Origin of the sequence: Sphingopyxis sp. FD7 (assembly GCF_003609835.1) — a bacterium.
In the GTDB taxonomy this organism is placed as follows: domain Bacteria; phylum Pseudomonadota; class Alphaproteobacteria; order Sphingomonadales; family Sphingomonadaceae; genus Sphingopyxis.
Genome location: NZ_AP017898.1, coordinates 211,040 through 235,369, shown reverse-complemented (window position 1 = coordinate 235,369; position 24,330 = coordinate 211,040). Strand labels below are relative to the sequence as shown.

The 24,330-nt window shown below is 68.2% G+C and carries 21 protein-coding genes and 1 tRNA gene; 11 read left to right on the top strand and 11 right to left on the bottom strand.

Translation table 11 applies throughout. The features are described from left to right. The first annotated feature begins 220 nt into the window (after positions 1-220). The 7 genes from tsaE to SPYCA_RS01065 all read left to right on the top strand — a co-directional run bounded on the left by tsaE (position 221) and on the right by SPYCA_RS01065 (position 9,656). Positions 221-670, top strand: a complete 450-nt coding sequence (gene tsaE / locus SPYCA_RS01095; RefSeq protein WP_120218628.1) for a tRNA (adenosine(37)-N6)-threonylcarbamoyltransferase complex ATPase subunit type 1 TsaE — start codon at positions 221-223, stop codon at positions 668-670. Continuing rightward, positions 655-1,638, top strand: coding sequence for an aminoglycoside phosphotransferase family protein (locus SPYCA_RS01090; protein ID WP_232003439.1), 984 nt, complete (start codon positions 655-657; stop codon positions 1,636-1,638). The genes tsaE and SPYCA_RS01090 overlap by 16 nt, the downstream gene beginning before the upstream one ends. Beyond that, complete coding sequence (locus SPYCA_RS01085) at positions 1,635-2,354, top strand: nucleotidyltransferase family protein (RefSeq protein WP_443029491.1); 720 nt, start codon at positions 1,635-1,637, stop codon at positions 2,352-2,354. The genes SPYCA_RS01090 and SPYCA_RS01085 overlap by 4 nt, the downstream gene beginning before the upstream one ends. 95 nt (positions 2,355-2,449) lie before the next feature. Beyond that, complete coding sequence (gene addB / locus SPYCA_RS01080; RefSeq protein ID WP_120218626.1) at positions 2,450-5,428, top strand: double-strand break repair protein AddB; 2,979 nt, start codon at positions 2,450-2,452, stop codon at positions 5,426-5,428. Beyond that, the gene (gene addA / locus SPYCA_RS01075; protein ID WP_120218625.1) at positions 5,425-8,925 is read left to right on the top strand and encodes a double-strand break repair helicase AddA; all 3,501 of its coding nucleotides are present in this window, start codon (positions 5,425-5,427) and stop codon (positions 8,923-8,925) included. Before addB ends, addA begins: the two co-directional genes overlap by 4 nt. A gap of 33 nt (positions 8,926-8,958) precedes the next feature. Further along, positions 8,959-9,282, top strand: coding sequence for a thioredoxin TrxA (gene trxA, locus SPYCA_RS01070; RefSeq protein ID WP_120218624.1), 324 nt, complete (start codon positions 8,959-8,961; stop codon positions 9,280-9,282). Positions 9,283-9,371: 89 nt separating this feature from the next. Continuing rightward, positions 9,372-9,656 (top strand): virulence factor, encoded by a 285-nt coding sequence (locus tag SPYCA_RS01065; RefSeq protein WP_120218623.1) that lies wholly within the window; start codon positions 9,372-9,374, stop codon positions 9,654-9,656. Here SPYCA_RS01065 and argJ read toward each other — a convergent pair whose 3' ends face one another. The 7 genes from argJ to SPYCA_RS01030 form a co-directional block, all read right to left on the bottom strand. After that, entirely contained in the window at positions 9,657-10,883 is a 1,227-nt protein-coding gene (gene argJ, locus SPYCA_RS01060) for a bifunctional glutamate N-acetyltransferase/amino-acid acetyltransferase ArgJ (protein ID WP_120222081.1), read from the bottom strand. A 231-nt stretch (positions 10,884-11,114) separates the two neighbouring features. Continuing rightward, complete coding sequence (locus SPYCA_RS01055) at positions 11,115-12,548, bottom strand: aldehyde dehydrogenase family protein (protein WP_120218622.1); 1,434 nt, start codon at positions 12,546-12,548, stop codon at positions 11,115-11,117. Positions 12,549-12,707: 159 nt separating this feature from the next. Further along, the gene (locus SPYCA_RS01050; RefSeq protein WP_120218621.1) at positions 12,708-14,177 is read right to left on the bottom strand and encodes a PQQ-dependent sugar dehydrogenase; all 1,470 of its coding nucleotides are present in this window, start codon (positions 14,175-14,177) and stop codon (positions 12,708-12,710) included. 107 nt (positions 14,178-14,284) lie between these two features. After that, positions 14,285-14,803 carry a hypothetical protein gene (locus SPYCA_RS01045; protein ID WP_120218620.1) on the bottom strand — a complete coding sequence of 173 codons (519 nt, stop codon included), beginning with the start codon at positions 14,801-14,803 and terminating at the stop codon, positions 14,285-14,287. A 142-nt stretch (positions 14,804-14,945) separates the two neighbouring features. Then, positions 14,946-15,413 carry a nuclear transport factor 2 family protein gene (locus SPYCA_RS01040; RefSeq protein ID WP_232003436.1) on the bottom strand — a complete coding sequence of 156 codons (468 nt, stop codon included), beginning with the start codon at positions 15,411-15,413 and terminating at the stop codon, positions 14,946-14,948. 155 nt (positions 15,414-15,568) lie between these two features. Continuing rightward, positions 15,569-16,981, bottom strand: a complete 1,413-nt coding sequence (gene glnA, locus SPYCA_RS01035; RefSeq protein ID WP_120218618.1) for a type I glutamate--ammonia ligase — start codon at positions 16,979-16,981, stop codon at positions 15,569-15,571. A gap of 124 nt (positions 16,982-17,105) precedes the next feature. After that, on the bottom strand, positions 17,106-17,444 hold the full coding sequence (locus SPYCA_RS01030) for a P-II family nitrogen regulator (RefSeq protein WP_037518110.1): 339 nt from the start codon (positions 17,442-17,444) through the stop codon (positions 17,106-17,108). Between the two features lie 299 nt (positions 17,445-17,743). Here SPYCA_RS01030 and trhO point away from each other — a divergent pair, with 299 nt between their 5' ends. After that, positions 17,744-18,472, top strand: a complete 729-nt coding sequence (gene trhO, locus SPYCA_RS01025) for an oxygen-dependent tRNA uridine(34) hydroxylase TrhO (RefSeq protein WP_120218617.1) — start codon at positions 17,744-17,746, stop codon at positions 18,470-18,472. Between the two features lie 256 nt (positions 18,473-18,728). Next, complete coding sequence (locus SPYCA_RS01020) at positions 18,729-19,685, top strand: hypothetical protein (protein ID WP_120218616.1); 957 nt, start codon at positions 18,729-18,731, stop codon at positions 19,683-19,685. A gap of 156 nt (positions 19,686-19,841) precedes the next feature. On the opposite strand, the gene SPYCA_RS01015 is transcribed toward SPYCA_RS01020, so the two are convergent. Next, complete coding sequence (locus tag SPYCA_RS01015) at positions 19,842-20,468, bottom strand: class I SAM-dependent methyltransferase (RefSeq protein ID WP_120218615.1); 627 nt, start codon at positions 20,466-20,468, stop codon at positions 19,842-19,844. Between the two features lie 183 nt (positions 20,469-20,651). Between SPYCA_RS01015 and trxB the strand changes: the two genes are divergently transcribed. Next, positions 20,652-21,617 carry a thioredoxin-disulfide reductase gene (trxB, locus tag SPYCA_RS01010; protein WP_120218614.1) on the top strand — a complete coding sequence of 322 codons (966 nt, stop codon included), beginning with the start codon at positions 20,652-20,654 and terminating at the stop codon, positions 21,615-21,617. Between the two features lie 32 nt (positions 21,618-21,649). Here the strand turns inward: trxB and SPYCA_RS01005 are convergent. Continuing rightward, positions 21,650-21,724 (bottom strand) — tRNA-Gln (locus SPYCA_RS01005). Positions 21,725-21,781: 57 nt separating this feature from the next. Further along, the gene (locus SPYCA_RS01000; RefSeq protein WP_120222080.1) at positions 21,782-22,867 is read right to left on the bottom strand and encodes a branched-chain amino acid aminotransferase; all 1,086 of its coding nucleotides are present in this window, start codon (positions 22,865-22,867) and stop codon (positions 21,782-21,784) included. Positions 22,868-22,943: 76 nt separating this feature from the next. Here SPYCA_RS01000 and SPYCA_RS00995 point away from each other — a divergent pair, with 76 nt between their 5' ends. Continuing rightward, positions 22,944-23,456, top strand: coding sequence for a MarR family winged helix-turn-helix transcriptional regulator (locus SPYCA_RS00995; RefSeq protein WP_120218613.1), 513 nt, complete (start codon positions 22,944-22,946; stop codon positions 23,454-23,456). A gap of 39 nt (positions 23,457-23,495) precedes the next feature. Here the strand turns inward: SPYCA_RS00995 and proC are convergent, their stop codons facing one another. Continuing rightward, positions 23,496-24,326, bottom strand: coding sequence for a pyrroline-5-carboxylate reductase (proC, locus tag SPYCA_RS00990; RefSeq protein WP_120218612.1), 831 nt, complete (start codon positions 24,324-24,326; stop codon positions 23,496-23,498). Positions 24,327-24,330 lie beyond the last annotated feature (4 nt).

The window sequence follows — 24,330 nt, the reverse complement described above, 5'->3', positions numbered from 1 at the left end:
GAGCGCGCAGAGAAAAAAAGATTCACGCGGAGACGCGGAGACGCGGAGAAATTGTGCTTTCCGCGAAGCGGCTTCCCTTTTCCGACATCGCTCCAAGGTTCGGCATTCGAGAGGTTGATGGGCCTGTCGGCCCGGATCTTCTCCGCGTCTCCGCGTCTCCGCGTGAACCAAAAATCTCCGCGATCTCTGCCCCTCTGCGCGAATCAACCCCGACACGGCCATGCAATTCCGCCGTCCCTATAATCTCGACCAGGCCGACGCCATCGGCGCGGCGATCGGCGGCGCGCTCGCGCCCGGCGACGTCGTGCTGCTGTCGGGCGACCTCGGCGCGGGCAAGACGACGCTGGCGCGCGCGATGCTGAAGGCGCGCGGGCTTGCGGGCGAAGCGCCCAGCCCGACCTTTGCGATCGTCCAGCCCTATGCGCCGCCCGAGGTCGACCTGCCCATCGCGCATGTCGATCTTTACCGGATCGAGGAACCGGGCGAGCTGATCGAACTCGGCCTCGACGATTATCTGTACGACGGCGCGCTGCTGATCGAATGGCCCGAGCGGCTGGGCAGCGACGGCTGGCAGGATGCGCTCGCGCTGGCGATTTCGGGCGCAGGCGACGCGCGCGTCTTGACAGCGACAGTGCCGCCCGCTTGGGAGGCGCGATGGCCGCTCCGATGATTCCGCCCGCCCATGCGCCCGCCTTCCTTGCGGCGCATGGCTGGGGCGATGCCCGCATCCTGCCGCTCGCGGGCGACGCATCCTTCCGCCGCTATTTCCGGGTCGTCGATGGCGAACGGCGCGCGGTGCTGATGGACGCGCCGCCGCCGCACGAGGATCCGCGGCCTTTCATCGCGGTGGCCGAATATCTCTGCGCCGCGGGGCTGAACGCGCCGACGATCCTTGCGCGCGACCTGGAAGCCGGCCTGTTGCTGATCGAGGATTTCGGCGACGTGCGGCTGCGCGAGACGGTCGATGCCGCGCTGGACCGCGAAACCGCTTATTATAGCGGCGTCACCGACCTGCTGGTCCATCTCCATGCGCAACCGCCGATGCCGGGGCTGCCCGTGCACGGACTGGAGCAATGGCTGGGCGAGGTGATGCTGTTCGCCGACTGGTATTGCCCGGCGCTGGACATCGCCATCGACCGCGATGCCTTCCGCGCCGCGTGGCAGGCGGCGCTGATGCCGGTGGAGACGGACGGTCAGCCGCGCGTCACTGTGCTGCGCGATTTTCATGCCGAAAATATCATGCTCATCGCCGGGCAGGACGGGCTGGCGCATTACGGCCTGCTCGATTTTCAGGACGCGCTCGTCGGCCACCCCGCCTATGACCTCGCCTCGGTGCTCGAAGATGCGCGGCGCGACGTCGACCCGGCGGTCGAGGCGGCGATGCTCGCGCGCTACCAGGCGGCGACGGGACGCAAGATCGAGGATGCCTATTGGGCACTCGCGGCGCAGCGCAACACGCGCATTCTGGGCGTCTTCGTCCGCCTGTGGAAACGCGACAACAAGCCGCATTACCGCCAGTTCCAGCCGCGCATGTGGGGGCTGCTCGAACGCGACCTTGCGCATCCGGCGCTTGTCCCCGTCCGGCAATGGTTCGACGCCCATATTCCCGCTGCAAAGCGGGCGGAGGCATGGACGTGACGGCGACGATCGAAAGCGCGATGGTGCTGGCGGCCGGGCTCGGCAAAAGAATGCGCCCCTTGACCGCGACGCGGCCCAAGCCGCTGGTGCGCGTCGCCGGCAAGCCGCTGATCGACCACAGCCTCGACCGGATCGAAGCGGCGGGGATCGGCCATGTCGTCGTCAACGTCCATTATCTCGCCGATGCGCTGGAGGCGCATCTCGCCAAGCAGCAGCGCCGCTTCACCATCGCCGTGTCGGACGAGCGCGCGCAGCTGCTCGAAACCGGCGGCGGCATGGTCAAGGCGCTGCCGCTGCTCACCGGCGATCCGATCCTGGTCGTCAACAGCGACAATATCTGGACCGACGGGCCGCAGGACAGCATCCGCCACCTCGCGCGCCACTGGGACGGCGAGCGGATGGACGCGCTGCTGCTCGTCGTCCGGCAGGCGAGCGCGACGGGACATCGCGGGCGCGGCGATTTCCACATGGACCCCGCGGGTCGGCTGTCGCGGCGCAAGCCGGGGCGGATCGCGCCCTTCGTCTATACCGGTATCCAGCTGATTTCGCGGCGCTTGCTGGACGACGCACCCGAAGGCCCCTTTTCGACCAACATATTGTGGGACCGCGCGATCGCGGCGGGGCGGCTTTACGGTCTGTCGCACATGGGGCAATGGTTCGACGTCGGCACACCGGCAGCGATCGCGCCGACCGAAGCGGCGTTGAGTGAGGTTTGATCCAATCCGCCATCCCGGCGAAGGCCGGGAACTCGCCGCTACGTCGAGGCGGGAGGGCGCGATCCCGGCCTTCGCCGGAAAGACGAGGGAATAAAATGGCTGCATCAAGCCACCCCACCCTCTTTTCCATTCCCGTCCACCGGGCCTTCGCGGACGCGCTCGCCGCCGGTCTGATCGACCGCTTTGCGGGCAGTGCGCTGGGGCTGGCCGAAGGCATCATACTGCTGCCGAGCAACCGCGCACGCAGTGCGGTGCAGGCCGCCTTCGTCCGCGCAGGCGGCGCGGGGCTGCTGATGCCGCGGCTGGTCGTGATCGGCGACGCCGACCTTGACGAATCAGTGGCGGTCGCGCTCGATGCGATCGACATCGAAGCGCCGCTGCCACCCGCGATCGAGCCGCTGCGGCGGCGCCTGCTGCTCGCCGAACTGATCGAGCGATACACGCCGGACGGCGAACCGCCGGTGACGGGGGCCGCCGCCTTTCAGCTCGCGGGCGGCCTGGCGCGCGTGATCGACCAGCTTCATTATGAGGAGATTCCGGCGTCGGCGCTCGTCGACCTCGACCTCGGCGCCTTTGCCGACCATTGGCGCGCTTCGCTCGCGCGGCTGCGGCTGCTCGTCGATCATTGGCCCGATGTGCTCGCGGCGACGGGACATATCGACCGCGCCGCGCGTCGCAATGCGCTGCTCGACCGCGTGGCGGCCGCATGGCGAGCGGCGCCGCCCGCGCCTTTCGTCGTCGCGGCGGGTGTCACAACCGCTGCGCCCGCGGTCGCGCGGCTGCTGCGCGCCGTCGCCGACATGGCGCGCGGCATGGTCGTGCTCCCCGGCCTCGACACCGCCATGGCGACGGCGGAATGGGACGCGCTGGGTCCAACCGGACGCGATGCCGACCATGCGGCGCGCCCGCTGGAAACGCATCCGCAATATCATCTGAAGCTGCTGCTCGACCGCATGGGCGTTGCGCGCGAAGAGGTTGCCGGATGGGAGGCGTCCTCGCCCTTCGACGGCCCGGAGGCGCGCACGCCCTTCGTTTCGCTGCTCTTCGCGCCCGCCGACTATACCGCGCAGTGGCAGGCGGCGGGCGACCTCAAGCCCGCGACCGCCGGGATCGCGGGCGCGACCTTTGCCGACGACGCGCAGGAGGCGCAGGGGATCGCGCTGCTGATGCGCCACGCGATCGAAACGCCGGGGCGCACCGCGGCGCTGGTCACGCCTGACCGCGCGCTGGCCGAGCGCGTCGCCGCCGCGCTCGCGCGCTGGGGGATCGCCGTCGACGACAGCGCGGGCCAGCCGCTGGCGCGCACGCCACCCGGCGCGCTTGCGCTGCTGCTCGCCGAACTGGCGGCGGATTTCGATCCGGTTGCGCTGATCGCGCTGCTCGCGCACCCGCTCGTCCGCAAGGGCGAAGGGCGCACCGCCTGGCTCGACGCGGTGCGGCGGCTCGATCTGCTGCTGCGCGAACCGGGGCTCGCACCTGGCTGGGCGGGCGTGTCGGCGCGGATCGCTACGCTCGCCGCCGATCGCGACGCGCGCGGTCATGCGCTCGCCGCCGAACTGACGCCGTGGTGGCAGGACATAAGCGCGGCCTTCGCTCCCATGCTCGCGCCCTTCGCGGGACCGCCGGTGGCGCCCGATTGCCTGCTTTCGGCGTTGCGAGAGGGGCTCGAATGGCTGACCGGCGAGGCGGTGTGGACGGGGCCGGCGGGGCGGACGCTCGCCGAGCTGTTCGACCGCTGGGCGCTCGCGCGCGGCGCGGGTCCGGCGCGCATCGACCCCGCCGATTTTCCCGCCATGCTCGGCCAGTTGCTCGGCGAGGCGAGCGTCCGCCCGCCCTATGGTGGGCACCCCCGGCTGTTCATCTGGGGGCTGCTCGAAGCACGGCTCCAGCGCGCCGACCTGATGATCCTTGGCGGCCTTGACGAAGGGCGATGGCCACCCGCGACGCAGCCCGACCCCTGGCTCGCGCCCGGCATTCGCCGCCTGATAGGCCTGCCCGCCGCCGAGCGGCAGCAGGGAATGGCGGCGCACGATTTCGCCGGGGCGCTGGGGGCGGGCGAAATCGTCGTGACGCGCGCTTTGCGCAGCGGCGGCGACCCGGCGGTCGCCTCGCGCTTCTGGCTGCGGCTGGCGGCGCTGGCGGGCGAACTTCCGCAGCCCGCGCCGGACGGCGTGCCGCTGACCGAGCTCGCCGCGCGCATCGACCTGCCCGCGGGTGCGGCGCAGCCGGTCGCAAAGCCCCGCCCCGCGCCGCCCGCCGACCGGCGCCCGCGGCGGATCAGCGTCACCGCGGTGGACCGGCTCGCCCGCGATCCCTTTGCCTATTATGCCAACCAGATTCTCGGCCTGTCGCCGCTCGCACCGCTCAGCGCCGCGCCCGATCCACGCTGGCGCGGCACGCGGGTCCATGCGCTGTTTGAACGATGGGTGCGCGCGGGGGCGGGCGCGGCGGCGTTCGAGGCCGAACTGGCGGCGCTGCGCGACGATCCCGCGCTCGACGCGATCGCGCGCGCCTTCTGGCTGCCGCGCATCGAACCCGCGCTGCGCTGGGCGGCGCGGCAACTGATCGAGGCCGAGGGCCGCACCGCGCTGAAGGCCGAGGCGTGGGGCGAGATCGCGCTCGATGGCGTCACGCTCAGCGGCAAGGCCGACCGCGTCGACCGGATGCCCGACGGACGCCTCGCGATCGTCGATTACAAGACGGGCGGAGCGCCGAGCGCCAGGGCGGCGTTCGACAGGCTCGACAACCAGCTCGGACTGCTTGGCCTGATCGCGCGGCGGGGTGGGATGAAGGGGGTCGATGCGGCCGACGTCGCCGCCCTGGAGTATTGGAGCCTGCGGCCCGACCGCAAGGCGGGCGGCGCGGGCCGGATCTCATCGACCTATGGCCCGCGCAGCGACCTCAAAAGCGCTGCGGAGGCGGTCGATCATGCCGCCGGCGCGCTCGCCGATCTGGCCCGGCGATTTCTGTTCGGCGATGCGCCCTTTGCGCCGGGGGACAGCTCGACTTACGGCGATTACGACCAGCTGATGCGCCGCGACGAATGGTTCGGGCGCGGCGAGGATGATATATGACCCGCCCCGCGCCGCTCGCGACGCTCGATCCGCATCAGCGCGCCGCCGCCGATCCCGCGCGCCACGTCTGGCTCGGCGCGTCGGCGGGGACGGGCAAGACGCAGGTGCTGTCGGCGCGCGTGCTGCGTCTGCTGCTCGATGGCGTATCGCCCGAGGCGATCCTGTGCATCACCTTCACCAGGGCGGGCGCCGCCGAAATGGCGCATCGCATCCACGAACGGCTGGCGATGTGGGTGCGGATGGACGAACGCGATTTGCGGCTCGACCTCCAGGCGCTCGGCATCGACCTCAACCTGCTCGGCTATGACGAGGGCGTGCCCGCGCTGATCGCCCGCGCGCGCGCCCTGTTCGCGACCGTGATCGACAGCCCCGGCGGCGCGATCCGCGTCCAGACGATCCACAGTTTCTGCCAGACGCTGCTTGCGAGCTTTCCCCTCGAGGCAAAGCTGCTTCCCGGCTTTCGCGCGATCGAGGAGGATGAGGCGGGCGCGCTTCAGCGACGGGTGCTCGGCGACCTGCTCGACGCGCCGGGCGAGGAGCAGGCGGCGCTGCGCGCGGCGGCCGCCGCGCTGGCGCAGCGGCTCGGCCCCGACGCGGCGATCGGCTTTCTGTCGCGCTGCGCGTCGGTGTTCGGGGGGCCGGGGGCGCTGCTGCCGCCTGCGGCGCACGATCTGCGCGCCGCCTTTGACCTGCCCGGCGGCGAGCCCGATGCGTGGACGATCGACCAGCTTGCCGGGGGCGCGATCGCCGACGCGGATATCAAGGCGGTGGCGGCGAGCGGCGCTGCGTGGGGGACGAAGACCGGGCTCGCCTGTTCGGACGTCATGGTCGGCTGGATGATGGGCGATGCGGCGGCGCGCGCCGCGATGCTGGACGAACTCATCGGTTGTTTCCTGACCGGCAAGGGCAATCTGAGTGCCGATTTCGCGGGCGACAAGGGCCGGATGACCGACTGCGTCGACAGCGCGGTGCGGATTGTCGAGGCGGCGTCGGCGCTGCGCGGGACCGCGACGGCGATGCGCGTCGCCGACGAGCTGGCGGCGGCGTGGAAGCTTGGCGGCCGCTTCGCCGAAGCCTATGCGCTCGCCAAGCGCGACCAGGGGCTTGCCGATTTCGACGACCTCATCACCCTTGCGAGTTCGCTGCTGCGCGTCAGCGGCTTTGGCGAATGGGTGCGCTTCAAGCTCGACCAGCGCACCGATCATATATTGGTCGACGAGGCGCAGGACACGAACATGCGCCAATGGGGAATCGTCCTGTCGCTCGCCGAAGAGTTTTTCGCGGTGCACGGCGACGACATCGAACGCGCGCGCACCCTGTTCACCGTCGGCGACCGAAAACAGGCGATCTTTGGCTTTCAGGGCACCGATCCCAGGGCCTTTGCCAGCGCACGCGACCTTTTTCATGCGCTTGGCGAACGCGCGGGGCAGGATTTCGAGGCGGTCGATCTGATTTCCAACTATCGGTCGACCCCCGCGGTGCTCGAGGTCGCCGATGCCTGGCTCGCGGCGGGCGGCGCCGCGCTGATGGGGCTCGACGGAAAGGAGCCGCCGCACCGTCCCTACCGCGACGCGCACGCCGGGCAGGTCGAGCTGTGGGAGCCGCTGCCGGTCGGCAAGGCGCTGGACGCGGCCGAGGAGGCCGACGACGCGGCCGGGGATGGCGGCCATGCCACCGCACCCGCGCGCGATCCCGCGAGCATGCGGCTCGCAAAGGCGATCGCCGCCGAAGTGCAGGACTGGATCGCGAACGGCAAGGACGGCCGCCCCGTCGCGCCGGGCGACGTGATGATCCTCGTGCGCCGCCGTCGCGATCTGGCGGCGCGGATCGTCGCGCGTTTGCAGGCGCTGCATGTCCCCGTCGCGGGGGTCGACCGCTTCGCATTGACGCAGCCGCTCGGCGTGCAGGATCTGATGGCGGCGATGCGCTTTGCGGTACAGCCGCACGACGACCTCAACCTCGCCGCGCTGCTCGTGTCGCCGCTGATCGGCTGGACACAGGACGAACTATATGATCGCACGCGGGATCGCGGCCGCACCTCGCTGTGGGCGCATCTGCGCGCGCATCGCGACGCCATGCCGCCCGCGACGATGGAGGCGCTCGGCCGATTGCTCGCGATGGCCGACTATACGACGCCGTTCCGCTTCCTCGAAACCATCCTCTCCGGCCCGATCGACGGACGGCGCAAGCTTTACGCGCGGCTGGGGCGCGAGGCGCGCGACCCGATCGACGAGCTGCTGAATCAGGCGCTGGCGTTCGAGTCGCGCAAGACCGTCTCGCTGCTCGGTTTCCTCGCCGAGATCGAGGGCAGCGCCGCCGACATCAAGCGCCAGACCGAGGCGCGCAGCGACGTCGTGCGCGTGATGACCGTCCACGGCTCGAAAGGTTTGCAGGCGCCGATCGTGATCCTCGCCGATGCGACCGACGACGCGGCCTTTGGCCATCGCCCCTTCACCGTCGATGTCGCGGCGTGGGAAAAACTGCCCGTCTATCCGGTCGGCGCCGACGAGCGGCACGGCGCGCTGGCCGATGCCCATGCCAGGGCCAGGGCGGCGGCGGACGAGGAGCATTGGCGACTCTTCTATGTCGCGATGACCCGCGCCGAAGAGATTCTGGTGGTCGCCGGCGTGACCAGGACCGCCGAGCGCAGCGTTCCCGAGTCGAGCTGGCATAGCGCGGTATCGGGCGCGCTCGACCGGCTGGGGCGCGACTGGGAAGATGGCGGCGCCATCTGGGGCCGCCGCCGCGTTCACCGCGTCAACGCCGGGCGCTGGGCGCCGCAGGCGAAAAAGGCGAAAGCGGCGGCGCGCGGGGCGGCGCCCCTGCCCGATTGGCTGCACCGCATGGCTCCCGATGAGGCGCGTCCGCCGCGCCCGCTCGCCCCGTCGGCGCTGGGCGAGGATGATGTCACCGCGCCGCCGCAGGGGGGGGAGCGCGCCGCCGCAGTGACGCGCGGCCTGCTGCTCCACGCGCTGTTCGAGCGGTTGCCGCCCGTCGCCCCCGATCGTCGCCGCGCCGCGGCGCTGCGCTGGCTGGCCGCGCAGGCGTCGTCGCTGGACGAGCGCGCGCGCGCGGCGATGATCGACGAAGTGCTGGCGGTGCTGGACGATCCCGCGCACGCGCCGCTGTTCGGGCCGGGATCGCTCGCCGAAGTGCCGCTGTCGGCCGTCGTCGATGGGGTCGTGGTCGCCGGAATCGTCGACCGGCTGCTGGTCACCGCCGATGCCGTGACGGTGATCGACTTCAAGACCGGGCGCCACGTCCCCGGAAGCGCGGCCGAGGTCCAGCCCGCCTATCTGCGCCAGATGGCGGCGTATCGCGATGCGCTGCGGGTGATTTTTCCGGGGCGGAACGTCGCGGCGGCGCTGCTCTATACCGCGGCGCCGCGGCTGATTGCGCTCGGTGACGCACTGCTCGACGCGCACAAGCCCGGCTTGCTGGCAACCAAGGCGAATTTGCCGGGCTCGGCCCTTGAGCCGGACGCGTCGACGCCTTAGCTTGGCCTCGACCGAGTTTCAGGAGTTCAGACCATGGGTACCAAAGCCATCACCGACGCGAGCTTCCAGGCGGATGTGCTCGACAGCGACACCCCCGTGCTTGTCGATTTCTGGGCCGAATGGTGCGGTCCCTGCAAGATGATCGGCCCCGCGCTCGAAGAGATTTCGGACGAGCTCGCGGGCAAGGTCGTCATCGCCAAGCTCAACATCGACGACCATCCCGACGCGCCGAGCAAATATGGGGTGCGCGGCATCCCGACGATGATCCTGTTCAAGAACGGCGAGGTCGCCGACACCAAGGTCGGCGCGGCGCCGAAAAGCGCGCTCAAGGGCTGGCTCGAAAGCGCTCTGGTCTAATCGGTTCATTCCGGTTACTTCTCCTCCCCATGAACGTGCCAATCGGACATAATCGGTTTGGCCCGCGTCGTGCGGGAGGGGGAACCAGCATGTATGCGATCGTTTTTGACCTCGATACCACTACGCTCGAACAAACCTACCCCAATGCGTCTTGGCGGAACGCCTATGCCGACGTGCGGCGGGTTCTCGAAGTGCGGGGATTCGACTGGCAGCAGGGATCGACCTACTTCGGCAACGAGAATGTGACGGCCGTTGATTGCGTCCTCGCCGTTCAGGAGCTGAAACGTCAGTTCAACTGGTTCCAGCCATCGGTTCGGGATATCAGAATGTTGCGGATCGAAGAGAATAACGATCTGGGGCCGGCGCTCGGCTGATCAGCTGCGATAGTCCGCGTTGATGCTGATATAGCCATGCGTCAGGTCGCACGTCCACACCGTCGCGCGGCCATCGCCGAGGCCCAGGTCGGCGCCGATGCGGACGTCCTGGCCTTTGAGGTGCGCGGCGACCGGCGCCTCGTCATAACCGTCGACGGGCAGCCCGTCCTTCGCCACCCAATGGTCGCCGAAACGGATCGCCAGGCGGTCGCGGTCGGCGGGTTCGCCCGCCTTGCCCACCGCCATCACGACGCGGCCCCAGTTCGCGTCCTCGCCCGCGATCGCGGTCTTGACCAGCGGCGAATTGGCGATGGACAGCGCGACGCGCCTGGCGCTGTCGTCGCTCACCGCGCCGGTCACCTGCACCTCGATGAACTTTGACGCGCCTTCGCCGTCGCGCACCACCTGATGCGCGAGGTCAAGCGCGACCCCCCGGATCGCCGCATAAAGCGCGTCGGCGCCGGGGTCGTCGCGGGTAGCGAGCAACGCATTGCCCGCCTGCCCGGTCGCAAAGAGCAGCACCGTGTCGCTGGTCGAAGTGTCGCTGTCGACGGTAATCGAATTGAACGTCCCGCCGGTCGCCTCGCTCAGCATCGCCTGCAACAGCGCGGGCGCCACCGCGGCGTCGGTAAAGATATAGCCGAGCATGGTCGCCATGTCGGGTGCGATCATCCCCGATCCCTTGACGATTCCCGCGACATGGACGGTCCGGTCGCCAACGATGGCGCTGGCGGTCGATCCCTTGGCAAAGGTGTCGGTGGTGCCGATCGTTTCGGCCGCCGCTTCCCACGAACAGGGTTTGGCGGTCAGCGCCGCCGCCACGCCCGCGCGCGCCTTGTCTTTCGGCAACGGCACGCCGATCACCCCGGTCGAGCTGACGAAGACCTCGCTGGCATCGCAACCGAGATGGTCCGCGACCTGCGCCATGATCGCCTCGACCGCCTCGCGCCCGCGATAGCCGGTGAAGGCATTGCTGTTGCCCGCATTGACGATCAGCGCGCGCGCGGCGCCGCCCTTCACCTGTTCGCGCCCCAGCTCGACTTCGGACGAGCAGCAGACGTTGCGCGTGAACACCCCCGCAACCGCGGTGCCGGGCGCCAGCTCGATGAAAGTCAGGTCGCAGCGGTCCCAGTCCTTGTAACGCGCCCGCGCGACGCGGCGCGTCACCCCGGCGATCTCGGGAAGGTCGGGGAAGGTTGCAGGGGCGAGCGGGGAACGGGTGGTCATGCCGGGGCGCATAGCGGGTGCGGGCAAGAATCAAAAGCCCCTCCCCTTCAGGAGTGTCAGGTCGGTCATGCCCCCGGCATGACCTGAACCGTCCGGGGGACGGTTTACCCGACACTGGGTTGGGGTGGGGGCCAGCGGCCTTCTGCAAGGCCGCTGGCCCCCACCCGCTGCGACTAGGCAGCAAGCAGCCAGGCCTCGCTACCCTCCCCTGAAGGGGAGGGCGTAAGCGAGCTAAGCCGGAATCCCGCTGATCGCCTTCACTTCCATAAAGTCCTTCAGCCCGAACAGCCCGCCTTCGCGGCCGTTGCCCGATGCCTTGTAACCGCCGAAGGGCGCGCCCGGCCCCGGACCCCAGCTGTTCACCGCGACCATGCCGGCGCGCAGCTTCGGGGCGATTTCGGCGGCCTTTGCGGGGTCGCCCGACACGACCGCCGACAGGCCATATTCGGTGTCGTTGGCGATCTCGACCGCCTCGTCGAGCGTGTCATAGGCCATGACCGTCGCGACCGGCCCGAAAATCTCCTCCCTCGCGATCCGCATGTTGGGCGTGACGCCCGAAAAGACCGTCGGCTTGACATAATAGCCGCGATTGACGTTCGACGGCAGGCCGGTGCCGCCCGTTTCGAGGCGTGCGCCTTCGTCGATCGCCGACTGGATCAGCCCCTGGATCTTGTCGAACTGCGCCTTGTTGACGACGGGGCCGATATGGCCGCCCTCGCTCATCGGATCGCCCACTTGCGTGCCATCGAACATCGCCTTGATGACGCCCACCGCTTCGGCCTCGCGCTCCTTCTGGACCAGGATGCGCGTCGGCGCGATGCAGCTTTGCCCGGTGTTGACGAGCACGCCCTGCACCGTCGGCGGCAGCACCGTTTCCAGGTCGGCGTCGGGCAGGACGATGTTCGGCGACTTGCCGCCCAGTTCCTGATGCACGCGCTTCACCGTATCGGCGGCGGCCTTGGCGACGAGGATGCCCGCGCGCGTCGATCCGGTGAAGCTCACCATCTCGATCCCCGGATGCGCGCTGATCGCGTGGCCGACGGTCGGGCCGTCGCCCTGGACCAGATTGAACACGCCCGGCGGCACGCCCGCGGCGTCGAGAATCTCGGCAAAGATCACGGCGTTGCCGGGGCATTCCTCCGACGGTTTCAGGATCATCGTGTTGCCCGCGGCGAGCGCCGGCGCGACCTTCAGCGCAATCTGGTTGAGCGGCCAGTTCCATGGGGTGATCATGCCGACGACGCCGATCGGTTCGTAGACGACCTTGTTCGCGCCATGTTGTTCGCTGAAGCTGAAATCCTTGAGCGCGGCGATCGTGCCGAGGAAGCCGCCGATACCGGCGCCGACCTGCGCCGTGCCCGCAAAGCTGACCGGCGCGCCCATTTCGGCCGCCATCGATTTGGCGAGGTCCGGCCCACGCTTCTTATATTCCTCGACGATGCGGTTCAAAAGGTCCAGCCGTTCCTCGCGCGTCGTCTGCGAAAAGCTCTTGAAGGCCTCGCGCGCCGCGGCCACCGCGTCGTCGACGTCGGCGGCGGTGCCCAGCACGACGGTCGAGGCCGCTTCCTCGGTCGCGGGATTGACGACGTCATGGAGCCTGCCGCCCTTCGAATCGACCCACCGGCCGCCGATATAATGTTGCTTGAGATGCGTTTCGGTGCTCATTTTCTGTCTCCCATCGGCGGTGAATCGGTCTCGGATTGCTACCTAACCACTGTGGCCGATGAATCAAGCGTGGCCAACCGCGAAAAGGGCCGGGTCGCCGCTTTTCCGGCGGAAGGCGCGGCAAGGCGGCAGCCGGTGACCGGCGGCCGACGCAAAGCGTCAGCCCGGCCGCACCATGAAGATATCGCCGCCGATGCTGACGATGAAAAGATTGCCCGCGCTGTCCTCGCCAAAGGAGGCGATGTTGCCGATCGTCCCCGTGTCGGGCGCGAAATCCTCGTTGCGGACGGCGAAACGCGACGCGGGCAGGGTCTGGCCGACCACAAGGTCGGCAAAGGGCACCGTCCAGATATTGCCCGACACGAAATCGCCGAAGACATATTGGCCCGCGAGCGACGCGACCGGCCCGCGATAGACATAGCCGCCGGTGACCGAACGCCCCTGCCGCGCCCCGCTGCCATGGCCATATTCGGCGACGGGCGGCGTCAGCCCGGCGGGCGCCGTTCCCGAAAAGGGCTGCGTCCCCTCCAGAAAGCGCCAGCCGAAATTGCGCCCCGGCTGCGCCGTCGTCACCATGTCGATTTCCTCGACCGCATTCTGCCCGACATCGCCGATCAGCAGCGTCGATCCCGAAAAGGAGGCACGGAACGGGTTGCGCAGGCCGAACGCAAAGACATAGGGGTCGCCCCCGCCCGAGAGGAACGGGTTGCCCGGCGCCGGGGCATAGCTGTCGCCCCCCGCCCCGACGGCAAAGCGCAGGATCTTGCCGAGCTGCACATTGCGGTTTTGCGCATTGTTGTTGGGGTCACCCCCGCCCCCGCCGTCGCCGACGGCGACATAGACATGGCCGTCCGGGCCGAAACCGATCCAGCCGCCGTTATGATTGTCGAAGCCGGGGTGCGGAATGTCCAGCACCAGGTCATAGCTCGTCGAACTGTCGGGTCGGCCCAGCGTATAGCGCCGCACCTGGACATTGCCGTTCGTGCCGGTCGCGACCGCGAACAGCCGCTGCGATGCCGCATGATCGGGATAGGGAGCGAGGCCGAGCAACCCGCGTTCGCCGCTGGTCGAAATGTCGGTGATGTCGAGCACGCGCGTCCGGCTGCCGTCGGCAGGATCGAAGCGATAGACGTCGCCGCCCTTTTCGACGACATAGACACGGGCGTCGCCGGGGATCGCCGCGACGTAAAGCGGCTGATTGAACCCGGTGCCAACGCGCGCGACCGCTATGCCTTCGCGGCTGTTGGTGACGGTGATGTTGACCGCCTGCGTCACGCTCGCCCGGCCGTCGCTGACGCGCAACACCACCGCATAGACATTGTCGGTATCGGCATCTCCAGGCAGGTCGAAATCGGGCGCGGCGTTGAACCGCAGCGCTCCCGCGCCCGTGATCGCAAAACGCGCCGCGTCAGCGCCGCCGTCGATGCTGAAGGTCAGCGCGTCGCCGTCGGGATCGCTGGCGGCCGCCTGATAGGCGCTGGTCGTATTCTCGACAACGCTGGCGGTCTGGAGCGAGGTGAAGGCGGGCGGGGCATTGGCCGCGGGCGGGGGCGTATCGCCGCCGCCCCCGCCCCCGCACGAAGCCAGCAACAACAGCGGCAAAAGGACGGCGAATATATGCTTCGGCATTGGCAACCAGCCTTTCGCGATCGGGCCCACCCGCGCGCGAAACTGCCATCACCGGAGCGAGGCCGCAACCTCCCCCCATTTACCATAGCCGGGGTCGACTGGCCGCGTCAGGCGGGTGCCTCGGCCTCGTCGAACTCGTCGAGACGGCGCAGCGCATCGCGCGCGACGCGGTGCAGCGCCGAACGGTTGACGGTCAGCCCGTCCGATCCCGCGCCCGTCAGATCGTCGACGGCAAAGGTCACGCGGGTGCGGTCGGGCGTCAGCTCGTCGAAGGTGAACCGGAGACCCGTCTGGAGCGCGCCATCGTCGACATTGTAGATCAGGTGCGCCTCGCGCGGGATTTCCATCGCGACGGCAATTTTTACCTTATAGGCGTCGGGCCGCTGTTTCGGCGCCATTTTCTCGAAACCCGGCTCGCCCTTTTGCACGACAAGTTCGTACAGCCGCGTCGAACCGCCATTGGTCACCAGCGGCAGGCCGCTGAAAGCGCTCCCGTCGCCGAACATCCTGGCAAAGACCTCCTCGCGCGGCGCCGCCACCGTTCGGGTCTGGTTGGTGAGTTCGTTGACCTTGCCACATGCGGCCGAAGCCAGCAGCGCGGCAATCAGAATCGGGTTACGAATCATGGTCGGGCCCCCTTGGACAGCCGACAAGGGGATAATCCGCACTATTTAACAAAGACGTAAGCGTCTCCGCCGCTGTCGCTGCGCCTGGCGAGCCTATGCGCGATCGCGACGGCCCGCAGATGCTGTTTGGCGCCGCGTTTGCTCAATCGGCCCCGCCAACATCCGCTTCGGGCGCCCGAGTGACTTGCGCATAGACGAGCTGCCACTTGTCGCCACGCCACAACCAGTGATCGGCAAAACGGTGCCGGTCGACGAACGGCTCGCCCTCGGCGACGCCGCGCAGCGTGTTGGTCGCGGCGAGCAGCGCGCTGTCGCTGCTGGTGATCCAGCGCGGCTCGGCGGGCTCAAAGGGTTCGATGCGGATCGACGGCGCGGCGAGCGCGGCGATGAACGCCGCCTTGTCGCCCGTCGCGCCGCTGCCGCGCACCCACAGGAAATCGTCGGCGATCAGCCGTCGCAACGCCGCCTCGTCCTTCGCCGCGATCGCCGCGTCGAACGCCGCCGCCGCCTCGCGATAGCCTGCGGGCGTTGCCCTGGTCGCGGCGGGACCGACCGATGAATCGCACGCCGCGACGAGGAACAGCAGCAGCGGAGCCGCCAATCGCATCATCACCGCCATATCCTTCACCTGTCGCCTCGACGGGCTCATCATGGCGCAGACGGCGGGCCGCGCGCAACTACCTGCCACGTCAACGACCATCAAAAAGGGCGCCCGGTTCCCCCGAACCGGACGCCCTTTGCCAGCGTCGCTGACCCGCGTACCGATCAGGCGCTGTAATACATGTCGAACTCGACCGGGCTCGGCGTCTGCTCGAAGCGATAGACTTCGTTCCACTTCAGCTCGACATAGGCCTCGATCTGGTCCTTGCTGAACACGTCGCCCTTCAGGAGGAAGTCGTGGTCGGCCATCAGGCTGTCGAGCGCTTCGCGAAGCGAGCCGCACACGGTCGGCACTTCGCTCAGCTCTTCGGGCGGCAAATCATAGAGATTCTTGTCCATCGCCTCGCCGGGGTGGATCTTGTTCTGGATGCCGTCCAGCCCCGCCATCAGCAGCGCCGAATAGCAGAGATAGGGGTTCGCCATCGCGTCGGGGAAACGGAACTCGACGCGCTTCGCCTTGGCGCCCGCACCATAGGGAATGCGGCACGAGGCCGACCGGTTGCGGCTCGAATAGGCGAGCAGCACCGGCGCCTCAAACCCCGGAACGAGCCGCTTGTAGCTGTTCGTCGTCGGGTTGGTGAAGGCATTCAATGCCTTGGCGTGCTTGATGACGCCGCCGATGAAATAGAGGCACATGTCCGAAAGGCCGGCATAGCCATTGCCCGCAAAAAGCGGCTTGCCCTTTTCCCAGATCGAGATGTGGGTGTGCATCCCCGATCCGTTATCGTCCTTGATCGGCTTGGGCATGAAGGTCGCGGTCTTGCCATAGGCGTGCGCGACCTGGTGCACGACATATTTATAGATCTGCATGCGGTCGGCGGTCTGCGTCAGCGTGCCGAAGGTCAGGCCCAGCTCGTGCTGCGCCGCGGCGACCTCATGGTGATGCTTGTCGCACGGCAGACCCATTTCGAGCATCGTCGAGACCATCTCGGCGCGGATGTCGACCGCGCTGTCGACCGGCGCAACGGGGAAATAGCCGCCCTTGGCGCGCGGGCGGTGCGCCAGGTTGCCGCCCTCATAGCTGCGGCCCGAATTGGTCGGCAGCTCGATATCGTCGATCTCGAACCCCGACTTGTTGTATCCGCTTTCGAACCGGACATCGTCGAACATGAAGAATTCGGCCTCGGGGCCGACATAGGCGGTGTCGCCGATGCCGCTCGACGCGAGATAGGCCTCGGCGCGCTTCGCGGTCGTGCGCGGGTCGCGGCTATAGCCTTCGCCGGTCGACGGCTCGACGATGTCGCAGAAGATCACCAGCATCGGCGTCGCCGAGAAAGGATCGTCATAGACGGCGTCGAGGTCGGGCTTCAGGATCATGTCGCTTTCGTTGATCGCCTTCCAGCCCTCGATCGACGAGCCATCGAACATCAGCCCGTCCTCGAGCGCGTCCTCGTCGATCACCCCGGCGCACATCGTCAGATGCTGCCACTTGCCCTTGGGGTCGGTGAAGCGCAGATCGACCCACTCGATGTCGTTTTCCTTGATCCGCGCGATGATGTCCTTGGGCTTCGTAGCCATGATTTAACTTCCTTCTTGCGATGATGACCGGCTGGTGCCGGGGTCTGGCTGAAACTGGTAATTACGGCGTGTCCCCGCGAAGGCGGGGAAACAGGGATATTATCTGGACGGAGGCGACCATATCCTAGAGCGCGTCCTCGTTGCGTTCGCCGGTGCGGATGCGCAGCGCGGTTTCGACCGGGATGACGAAAATCTTGCCGTCGCCGATGCGGCCGGTCTGCGCGGCGGCGGCGATCGCCTCGACGACGCGCTCGGCCATCGAATCCTCGACGATCACCTCCAGCTTCACCTTGGGCAGGAAATCGACGACATATTCGGCGCCGCGATAGAGTTCGGTATGGCCCTTTTGCCGCCCGAAGCCCTTGGCTTCGGTGACGGTGATCCCGCTGACGCCGACTTCGTGCAGCGCTTCCTTCACCTCGTCGAGCTTGAACGGCTTGATGATCGCCTCAATCTTCTTCACGCGTCTCGTCCCCCACTGGGTCTGTCTCTTCGCTCGCAGTCAAAGCCGGATCAGGCCAGCCTGGTCCGGTTCTCAAGCCCTGAGTCGCTGCGAGGCCCCGTCATCTTGCACCAATCAAGAGCCGTGCCAATTGGCGAATCGCGCGCTTTCTGCAAGTTTTGCGACAGGATATTGCGGCACTGCCCAAGAGGTGGGCATTCGAGCGAATTCGCTGCCCAAAAAAGCGGCATCGTCGGCGCGGTCGCATCGCGGGGGCGGCGACATTTCCTTCGGCACGGCTTTTGTCTAGGGACAGGGCCATGACCGTCACTGTCGCCGCCCTCTATCGCTTCGCCTCCTTCGATGACCCCGCCGCGCTGCGCCAGCCGCTGCTCGACCTGTGCGCCGCCGAAGCCATCAGGGGCACGCTGCTCCTCGCGCGCGAAGGGATCAATGGCACGATCGCCGGCCCCGACTCCGGCATCGCCGCGGTGATCGCCCATATCCGCGCGCTCCCCGGCTGCGCGGCGCTCGACGTCAAATACTCGACCGCCGCCGCGATGCCTTTCGGGCGGCTCAAAGTGCGGCTGAAGAAGGAAATCGTGACGATGAAGGTGCCGGGGCTCGACCCCGCGCGCCACGCCGCGCCCACGGTCGACCCTGCCGACTGGAATGCGCTCGTCGATGACCCGGACACCGTGCTTATCGACACGCGCAATGCGTTCGAGGTCGGCTATGGCAGTTTTGCGGGCGCGGTCGATCCCGGCACGCAAAGCTTCGGCGACTTCCCCGACTGGTGGCGCGCCAATGCGGAGCGCTTCGCGGGCAAGCGAATCGCGATGTTCTGCACCGGCGGCATCCGCTGCGAAAAATCGACCGCCTTCCTGCGCCGCGAAGGCATTGAGGACGTCGTCCACCTGAAAGGCGGCATCCTTGCCTATCTCGACCAGGTGCCCGCGTCCGAAAGCCGCTGGCACGGCAGCTGCTTCGTCTTCGACGAACGGGTGAGCGTCGGGCACGGGCTGATCGAGGTGGGTGAAAAGGATTAGATTCAGACGCCGCGCTCGCCCGCTTTGGGGTGGATTCCTGCCTTTCCCTTATCCGTCATCCCGGCGCAGGCCGGGATCTCGCCGGTGCGGTAAACCGATAGGGTGAGATCCCGGCCTGCGCCGGGATGACGATAAAGTTGAGGGCAACTACCGGTCGCCAGCTGCCATATAGGAAACGCCGCCGCAAAAACCCCTTTCCTACATCTAACCCATATGGTTCATTCTGACGGTTTCACCCAACCCGAAGGACGAACCCATGGACGACACCGCTTTTGATCCCGCCGCGATCCCCGCCCCCGGCAGCTACCACTGGACGCCGCGGCTCCAGCGCGACTTTCTCGAAGCCTTCGCCACCAACGGCTCGGTGAAGATTTCCGCGGCCAAGGTCGGCATGTCGCCCTCCGCCGTCTATCAGCTCAAGCAGCGGCCGCACGGCGCGGCGTTCCGGCTCGGCTGCGCGGCGGCGGTGCTGATCGCGCGGGGGCGGCTCGTCGACGAGCTGCTCGATCGCGCGATCTGGGGGCATGACGAGACGAGCACGGTGATGCGCGAGGAGGATCGCAGCTTCGTCAAACGCCGCCGCATCGACAGCCGCCTCGGCCTCGCGATGCTCGCGCGGCTCGACCGCATGGTCGAGGTGCGCGCGCGGGCGGGTGAAGAAATGCTCGCGCAGGTGATCGCGGGCGACTGGCCGGGCTTTCTGTCGCTGTTCGACGCCGCCGCGGCGGCGCGCGATGGCGCGAAGGATGCCGACGAGGCTCCGGACGGCCTCGGCGCCGCGCTCGCGCTCTGGCTGGCCGGGCGCGACAATCGCGCCAACCCGCTCGCGAGCCTCTGGCGCGATAGTGGAATCGCGAATGAAGTTGCGCTGTTTTCCGCCGATTCCGAAAGCGACCTCGACGCCGAACCGACCCCCGAGGAGGAAGCCGCGGCGATGACCGTCTGGGCCGACGCCGAGACGGGCGAGCTGCGCACCAACTTCCCGCCGCCCGACGATTTCACCGGCATCGAGGAAGGCGCGTTCGGCGACGAGGATTATGAACGCACGCTCGATCCCGACGAAGAGGCCGCGTGGCAGGCCGTGCGCGCCGCCGATGTCGCCCCGCTGCGCAAGGCCGGCGAAATCGCGCGACGTGCCTTTTTCGGGCTGCCGCAGCCTGCGAACGATGCCGGGGCGGAGGGCGTAAAAACGCGCAAATCGGCGAGCAGCTGATGGCAAACCAAACCGCCCCGCAAGGCGAGAGCAGCCAGCTGACGACCGAAAGCGAAGCTTTGTTCAATCGTCATCCCCCATCGACTTATGATGGGGAGGTGGCAGCGGCGCAAGCCGCTGGCGGAGGGGCCATGGCGCCGACGTCGCCGCCCCACCCTACCCCGCGACCCGCGCTGCGCCATATTCGACCCAGCCGAACGGCCGCGGCGTCCTGGGCATATAGGCGGCGCCCCGCCGCTCGACCGCAAAGCCTGCCGCCGCATAGGCGTCGCCGATCGGGCGCGTCAGGTGGCAATTGCCGCCGATGCGCTTCCACACCGGCTCGATCCGCCGCTGCCATTTCGCGACCCCACTGTCGGGCGCCCCGCCATGTTCGAGGAACAATGCGGTCCCGCCGGGTTTCAGGACGCGGCGGATTTCGGCGAGCACGGCGGCCTGGTCTGTAACCGAGCAAAGGGTGAAGGTGGTGACGACCGTATCGAAACGCGCATTGTCGAACGGCATCGCCTCTCCCGCGCCGCCGCGGATGTCGGCCGCGATGCCGCATCGCGCCGCCGCCGCGCGGCTCATCGCCAGCAGTTCGGGCGAGGGGTCGAGCCCGGTGAAACTCGCAATGCGGTCGGGATGGTAAAACTCCATGTTGATTCCGCCGCCGCAGCCGAGCTCGAGCACATGGCCGCGCGCGTGCGGCACGACCTCGCTCCTCAACTTCATGATCTGCCCCTGCGAACAGGCGCATTTGATCAGGCGCGGAAGGCCGTGTCTGTCCCACCAGCTTGCCATTGTCTCTCTCCCCTCGGCTCGAAGCCTGTCCCTTGCCAGCGCGCTTGGCAACACCCATTTGTGCCTGTCACGAATCCCGTCTTCCCGTTCGTGTCGAGCCCTTCGGGGGCATCTCGACTTTGCTCGATGCGAACGGATATGGGGTATCGCAATCGCCGTCATTCGCACAGAAACAGGATCGTCATGCCCAGCACCCATCACACGAAAATGCTCATCCTCGGCTCCGGCCCCGCCGGTCTGTCGGCCGCCATCTATGCCGCGCGCGCGGGGATGATGCCGATCGTCGTGCAGGGGCTGCAACCCGGCGGGCAGCTGACGATCACCACCGACGTCGAAAATTATCCCGGTTTCGCCGAGGTGATCCAGGGCCCGTGGCTGATGGAACAGATGACCGCACAGGCGACCCACGTCGGCACGACGATGATCTGGGACACGATCGTCGATGTCGACCTGTCGCAGCGCCCGTTCCGCCTGACCGGCGACGGCGGCGACGTCTATCTCGCCGAAACGCTCGTCATCGCGACGGGTGCGCAGGCGAAATGGCTCGGCGTCCCCGGCGAACAGGAACTCGGCGGCAAGGGCGTGTCGGCCTGTGCCACTTGCGACGGCTTTTTCTATCGCGGCAAGAAGGTCGTCGTCATCGGCGGCGGCAACACCGCGGTCGAGGAGGCGCTCTACCTCACCAACCACAGCGACGATGTGACGCTGATCCATCGCCGCGATTCGCTGCGCGCCGAAAAGATCCTGCAGGACCGCCTCTTCGCCAATCCGAAGATCAAGATATTATGGAACAAGCAGGTCGAACGCTTCGTCGCGGGCGAGGGCGTGTCGGGACTCGTCGGCGTCGACCTGATCGACACCGTCACCGGCGCGGCGAGCCACGAGCCGACCGACGGCGGCTTTGTCGCGATCGGCCACAGCCCCGCGACCGAATTGTTCAAGGGCAAGCTGCCGCTCGACGACGACGGCTATCTTCAGGTGACCCCCGGCACCTCGCTGACCGCGATCCCCGGCGTCTTCGCCGCGGGCGACGTCACCGACAAAATCTATCGCCAGGCCGTCACCGCCGCGGGCATGGGCTGCATGGCCGCGCTCGACGCCGAACGCTTCCTCGCCGAAGCCGAATATCACGCGCTGGTGGAGGCTTAGGCGCCGAGGCGAAGGGAGGAGACGACACCGGCTGGCTGGGGCGGCAGGATTCGAACCTGCGCATGGCGGTACCAAAAACCGCTGCCTTACCGCTTGGCTACGCCCCAACGGCCGGTGCGAGCGCGTCTATAGCGTCCGCGCCATCAATGGCAAGGCGGCGTGCGTCAGATCCGGGTGACCCAGCCATGAGGGTCGGCGGCGCGGCCGCGCTGGATGTCGACGAGCCTGCCCTTGAGCATTTCGGTGACCTGTCCGGGGCCGCCAGCGCCGATGGTGAAGCTCGCATCGCCGCGCGTCACCTTGCCGACCGGGGTGACCACCGCCGCGGTGCCGCAGGCGAAGCTTTCGGTCAGGCGACCGCTTTCCGCATCGGCCTGCCACTGGTCGATCGCATAGGGCTCCTCGCGCACCGTCAACCCCGCGTCCTTCGCCAGCGTGATGATCGCGTCGCGGGTGATGCCGGGCAGGATCGTGCCGGTCAGCGGCGGCGTCACGAGGCTGCCGTCATTGAAGGCGAAGAACATGTTCATGCCGCCCAGTTCCTCGATCCAGCGATGCTCGGCGGCGTCGAGGAAGACGACCTGGTCGTGGCCCTTGGCGATCGCCTCGCGCTGCGCGATCAGGCTCGCGGCATAGTTGCCGCCGCATTTCGCCGCACCCGTGCCGCCCGGCGCCGCGCGGGTATAATCCTCCGACACCCAGAGCGAGATCGCCGGCGCGCCCGACTTGAAGTAATTGCCCACCGGCGATGTGATGACGAGGAAGCGATATTCGGAGGCGGGCTTGACCCCCAGGAACACCTCGCTGGCGAACATGAAGGGGCGCAGATAGAGCGCGCCGCCATCGACGGGGGGAAACCAGCGGGCGTCGGCGGCGACGGCTTCCTTGACCGCCGCGATGAACAGCTCTTCGGGCAGCTCGGCCATCGCCATGCGGCGCGCGCTGGCGTTGAAGCGCGCGGCATTGGCTTCGACGCGGAACAGCGCCATCGACCCGTCGTCGAGCCGGTAGGCCTTCAGCCCTTCAAAGATTTCCTGGGCATAATGCAGCACGGCGGTCGCCGGATCGAGCGTCAGCGGCCCGCGCGGCATCACTTGCGCCTCGTGCCAGCCCTGCCCCTCGGTATAGCGGATCGACACCATATGATCGGTGAAAACCCGCCCGAACGCCGGATCGGCGATCGCCGCCGCGCGCACGTCGTCGGCCACGGGATTGGGGTGGGGCAGACGGGCGAAGGCGGGAGCGGACATCAAGAACACCTGTTGCTGGCGGTTTATGGAGCGCGCCTCTTGCCAAAGACAGGCGCGGCGCGCAACGGTAGCGACCATGCCGGATGACAATTTTCTTTCACAAGTGCCCGCCGCCTCTGCCCTTTTCTTGCGCGAGGAAGAGGTGCGTCGCGGCATCGAGTTTCTGTTCTTTGCCCATGCCTCGCTATGGCGCTCCATCGACGCGCGGCTCGCCGAAAAGGAGCTGGGACGCGCGCATTATCGCGCGCTTTACTTCATCGCGCGCCAGCCGGGCCTGACGATTTCGGATCTGCTGGCGCTGCTCGGCATCACCAAGCAGTCGCTGGGGCGCGTGGTGAAGGAACTGGAGGCGCGCAGCCTGGTGGCGACGCGGCCTGGCAATCGCGACCGGCGGGCCAAGGAACTGCGCCTGACCGACGCGGGGCGCGCCGTCGAACGCGAGCTGTTCGGCGCGATGCGCGATGCGATGAGCCGCGCCTATACGCACGCGGGGCAACAGGCGGTGACGGGGTTCTGGCAGGTCAGCGAGGCGCTGGTCCCCGCGGCCGACCGCCGGCGTATCGCGATGCTGGGAAAGGATGCGGGCTGAGCGAATAGCGTCGCCCCGGCGAAGGCGGGGGCGACGCTATCAGCCCTCGCCGCGCGCAAGGTCGGCAAGCTCGCGCCCGCGATCGCGCGCCGCGCGCAGCACATTGGTGAGCAGCGCGGCGAGCTGGCCGTCGCTGTCGAGCACGTCGAGTCCCGCCTGCGTCGTGCCGCCCTTGCTGGCGACCTGGGCGATGAGCGCGCCGGGCCTTTCGCCGCTGTCGGCGAGCAGCGCGGTGGCGCCGCCGAAGGTCGCGGTCGCAAGTTTCAGCGCATCCTCGGCGGGCAGTCCCAGCCGCTCGCCCGCTGCCGCATAGGATTCGATCAGGCGAAAGACGAATGCCGGACCGCTGCCGGTAAAGGCGGTAACGAGGTCCATCGTCGAATCGTCGGCCAGCGCGACGACGGTGCCGAGCGGGTCGAGCAGTGCGGTGACAGCCGCCATGTCGGCATCGCCGCTGCTCGCCACCGCCGACACGCCCGCGCCGATGCGCGCGGCGAGGTTGGGAAGGATACGCACCTGTGCCTTCGCGGCCGGAAAGCGCGCGGCAAGGTCGGCGAGCGAAACGCCGGCGAGGATCGAGAGCAGGTGCGTGCCGCCGGTGACGACATCGGCAAGGTCGCCCGCCACTTCGCCAAGCTGCTGCGGCTTCATGCCGAGCATGATCCAGTCGGCTGTACCGCCCGCGGCGCGCCATTCGGCGAGCGAGGCGAATCGGGGGACTCCTTCACGCGGCGCAGCAACGGGATCGACAATCGCCACCCCCGCGGCGTCGAGCCCCGCCTTCAGCCAGCGATCGAGCATTGCGCCCGCCATGTTCCCACACCCGACCAGCAGCATCCGGCCGTCAAAACCCTTCAAATTACGCGTCATCGTC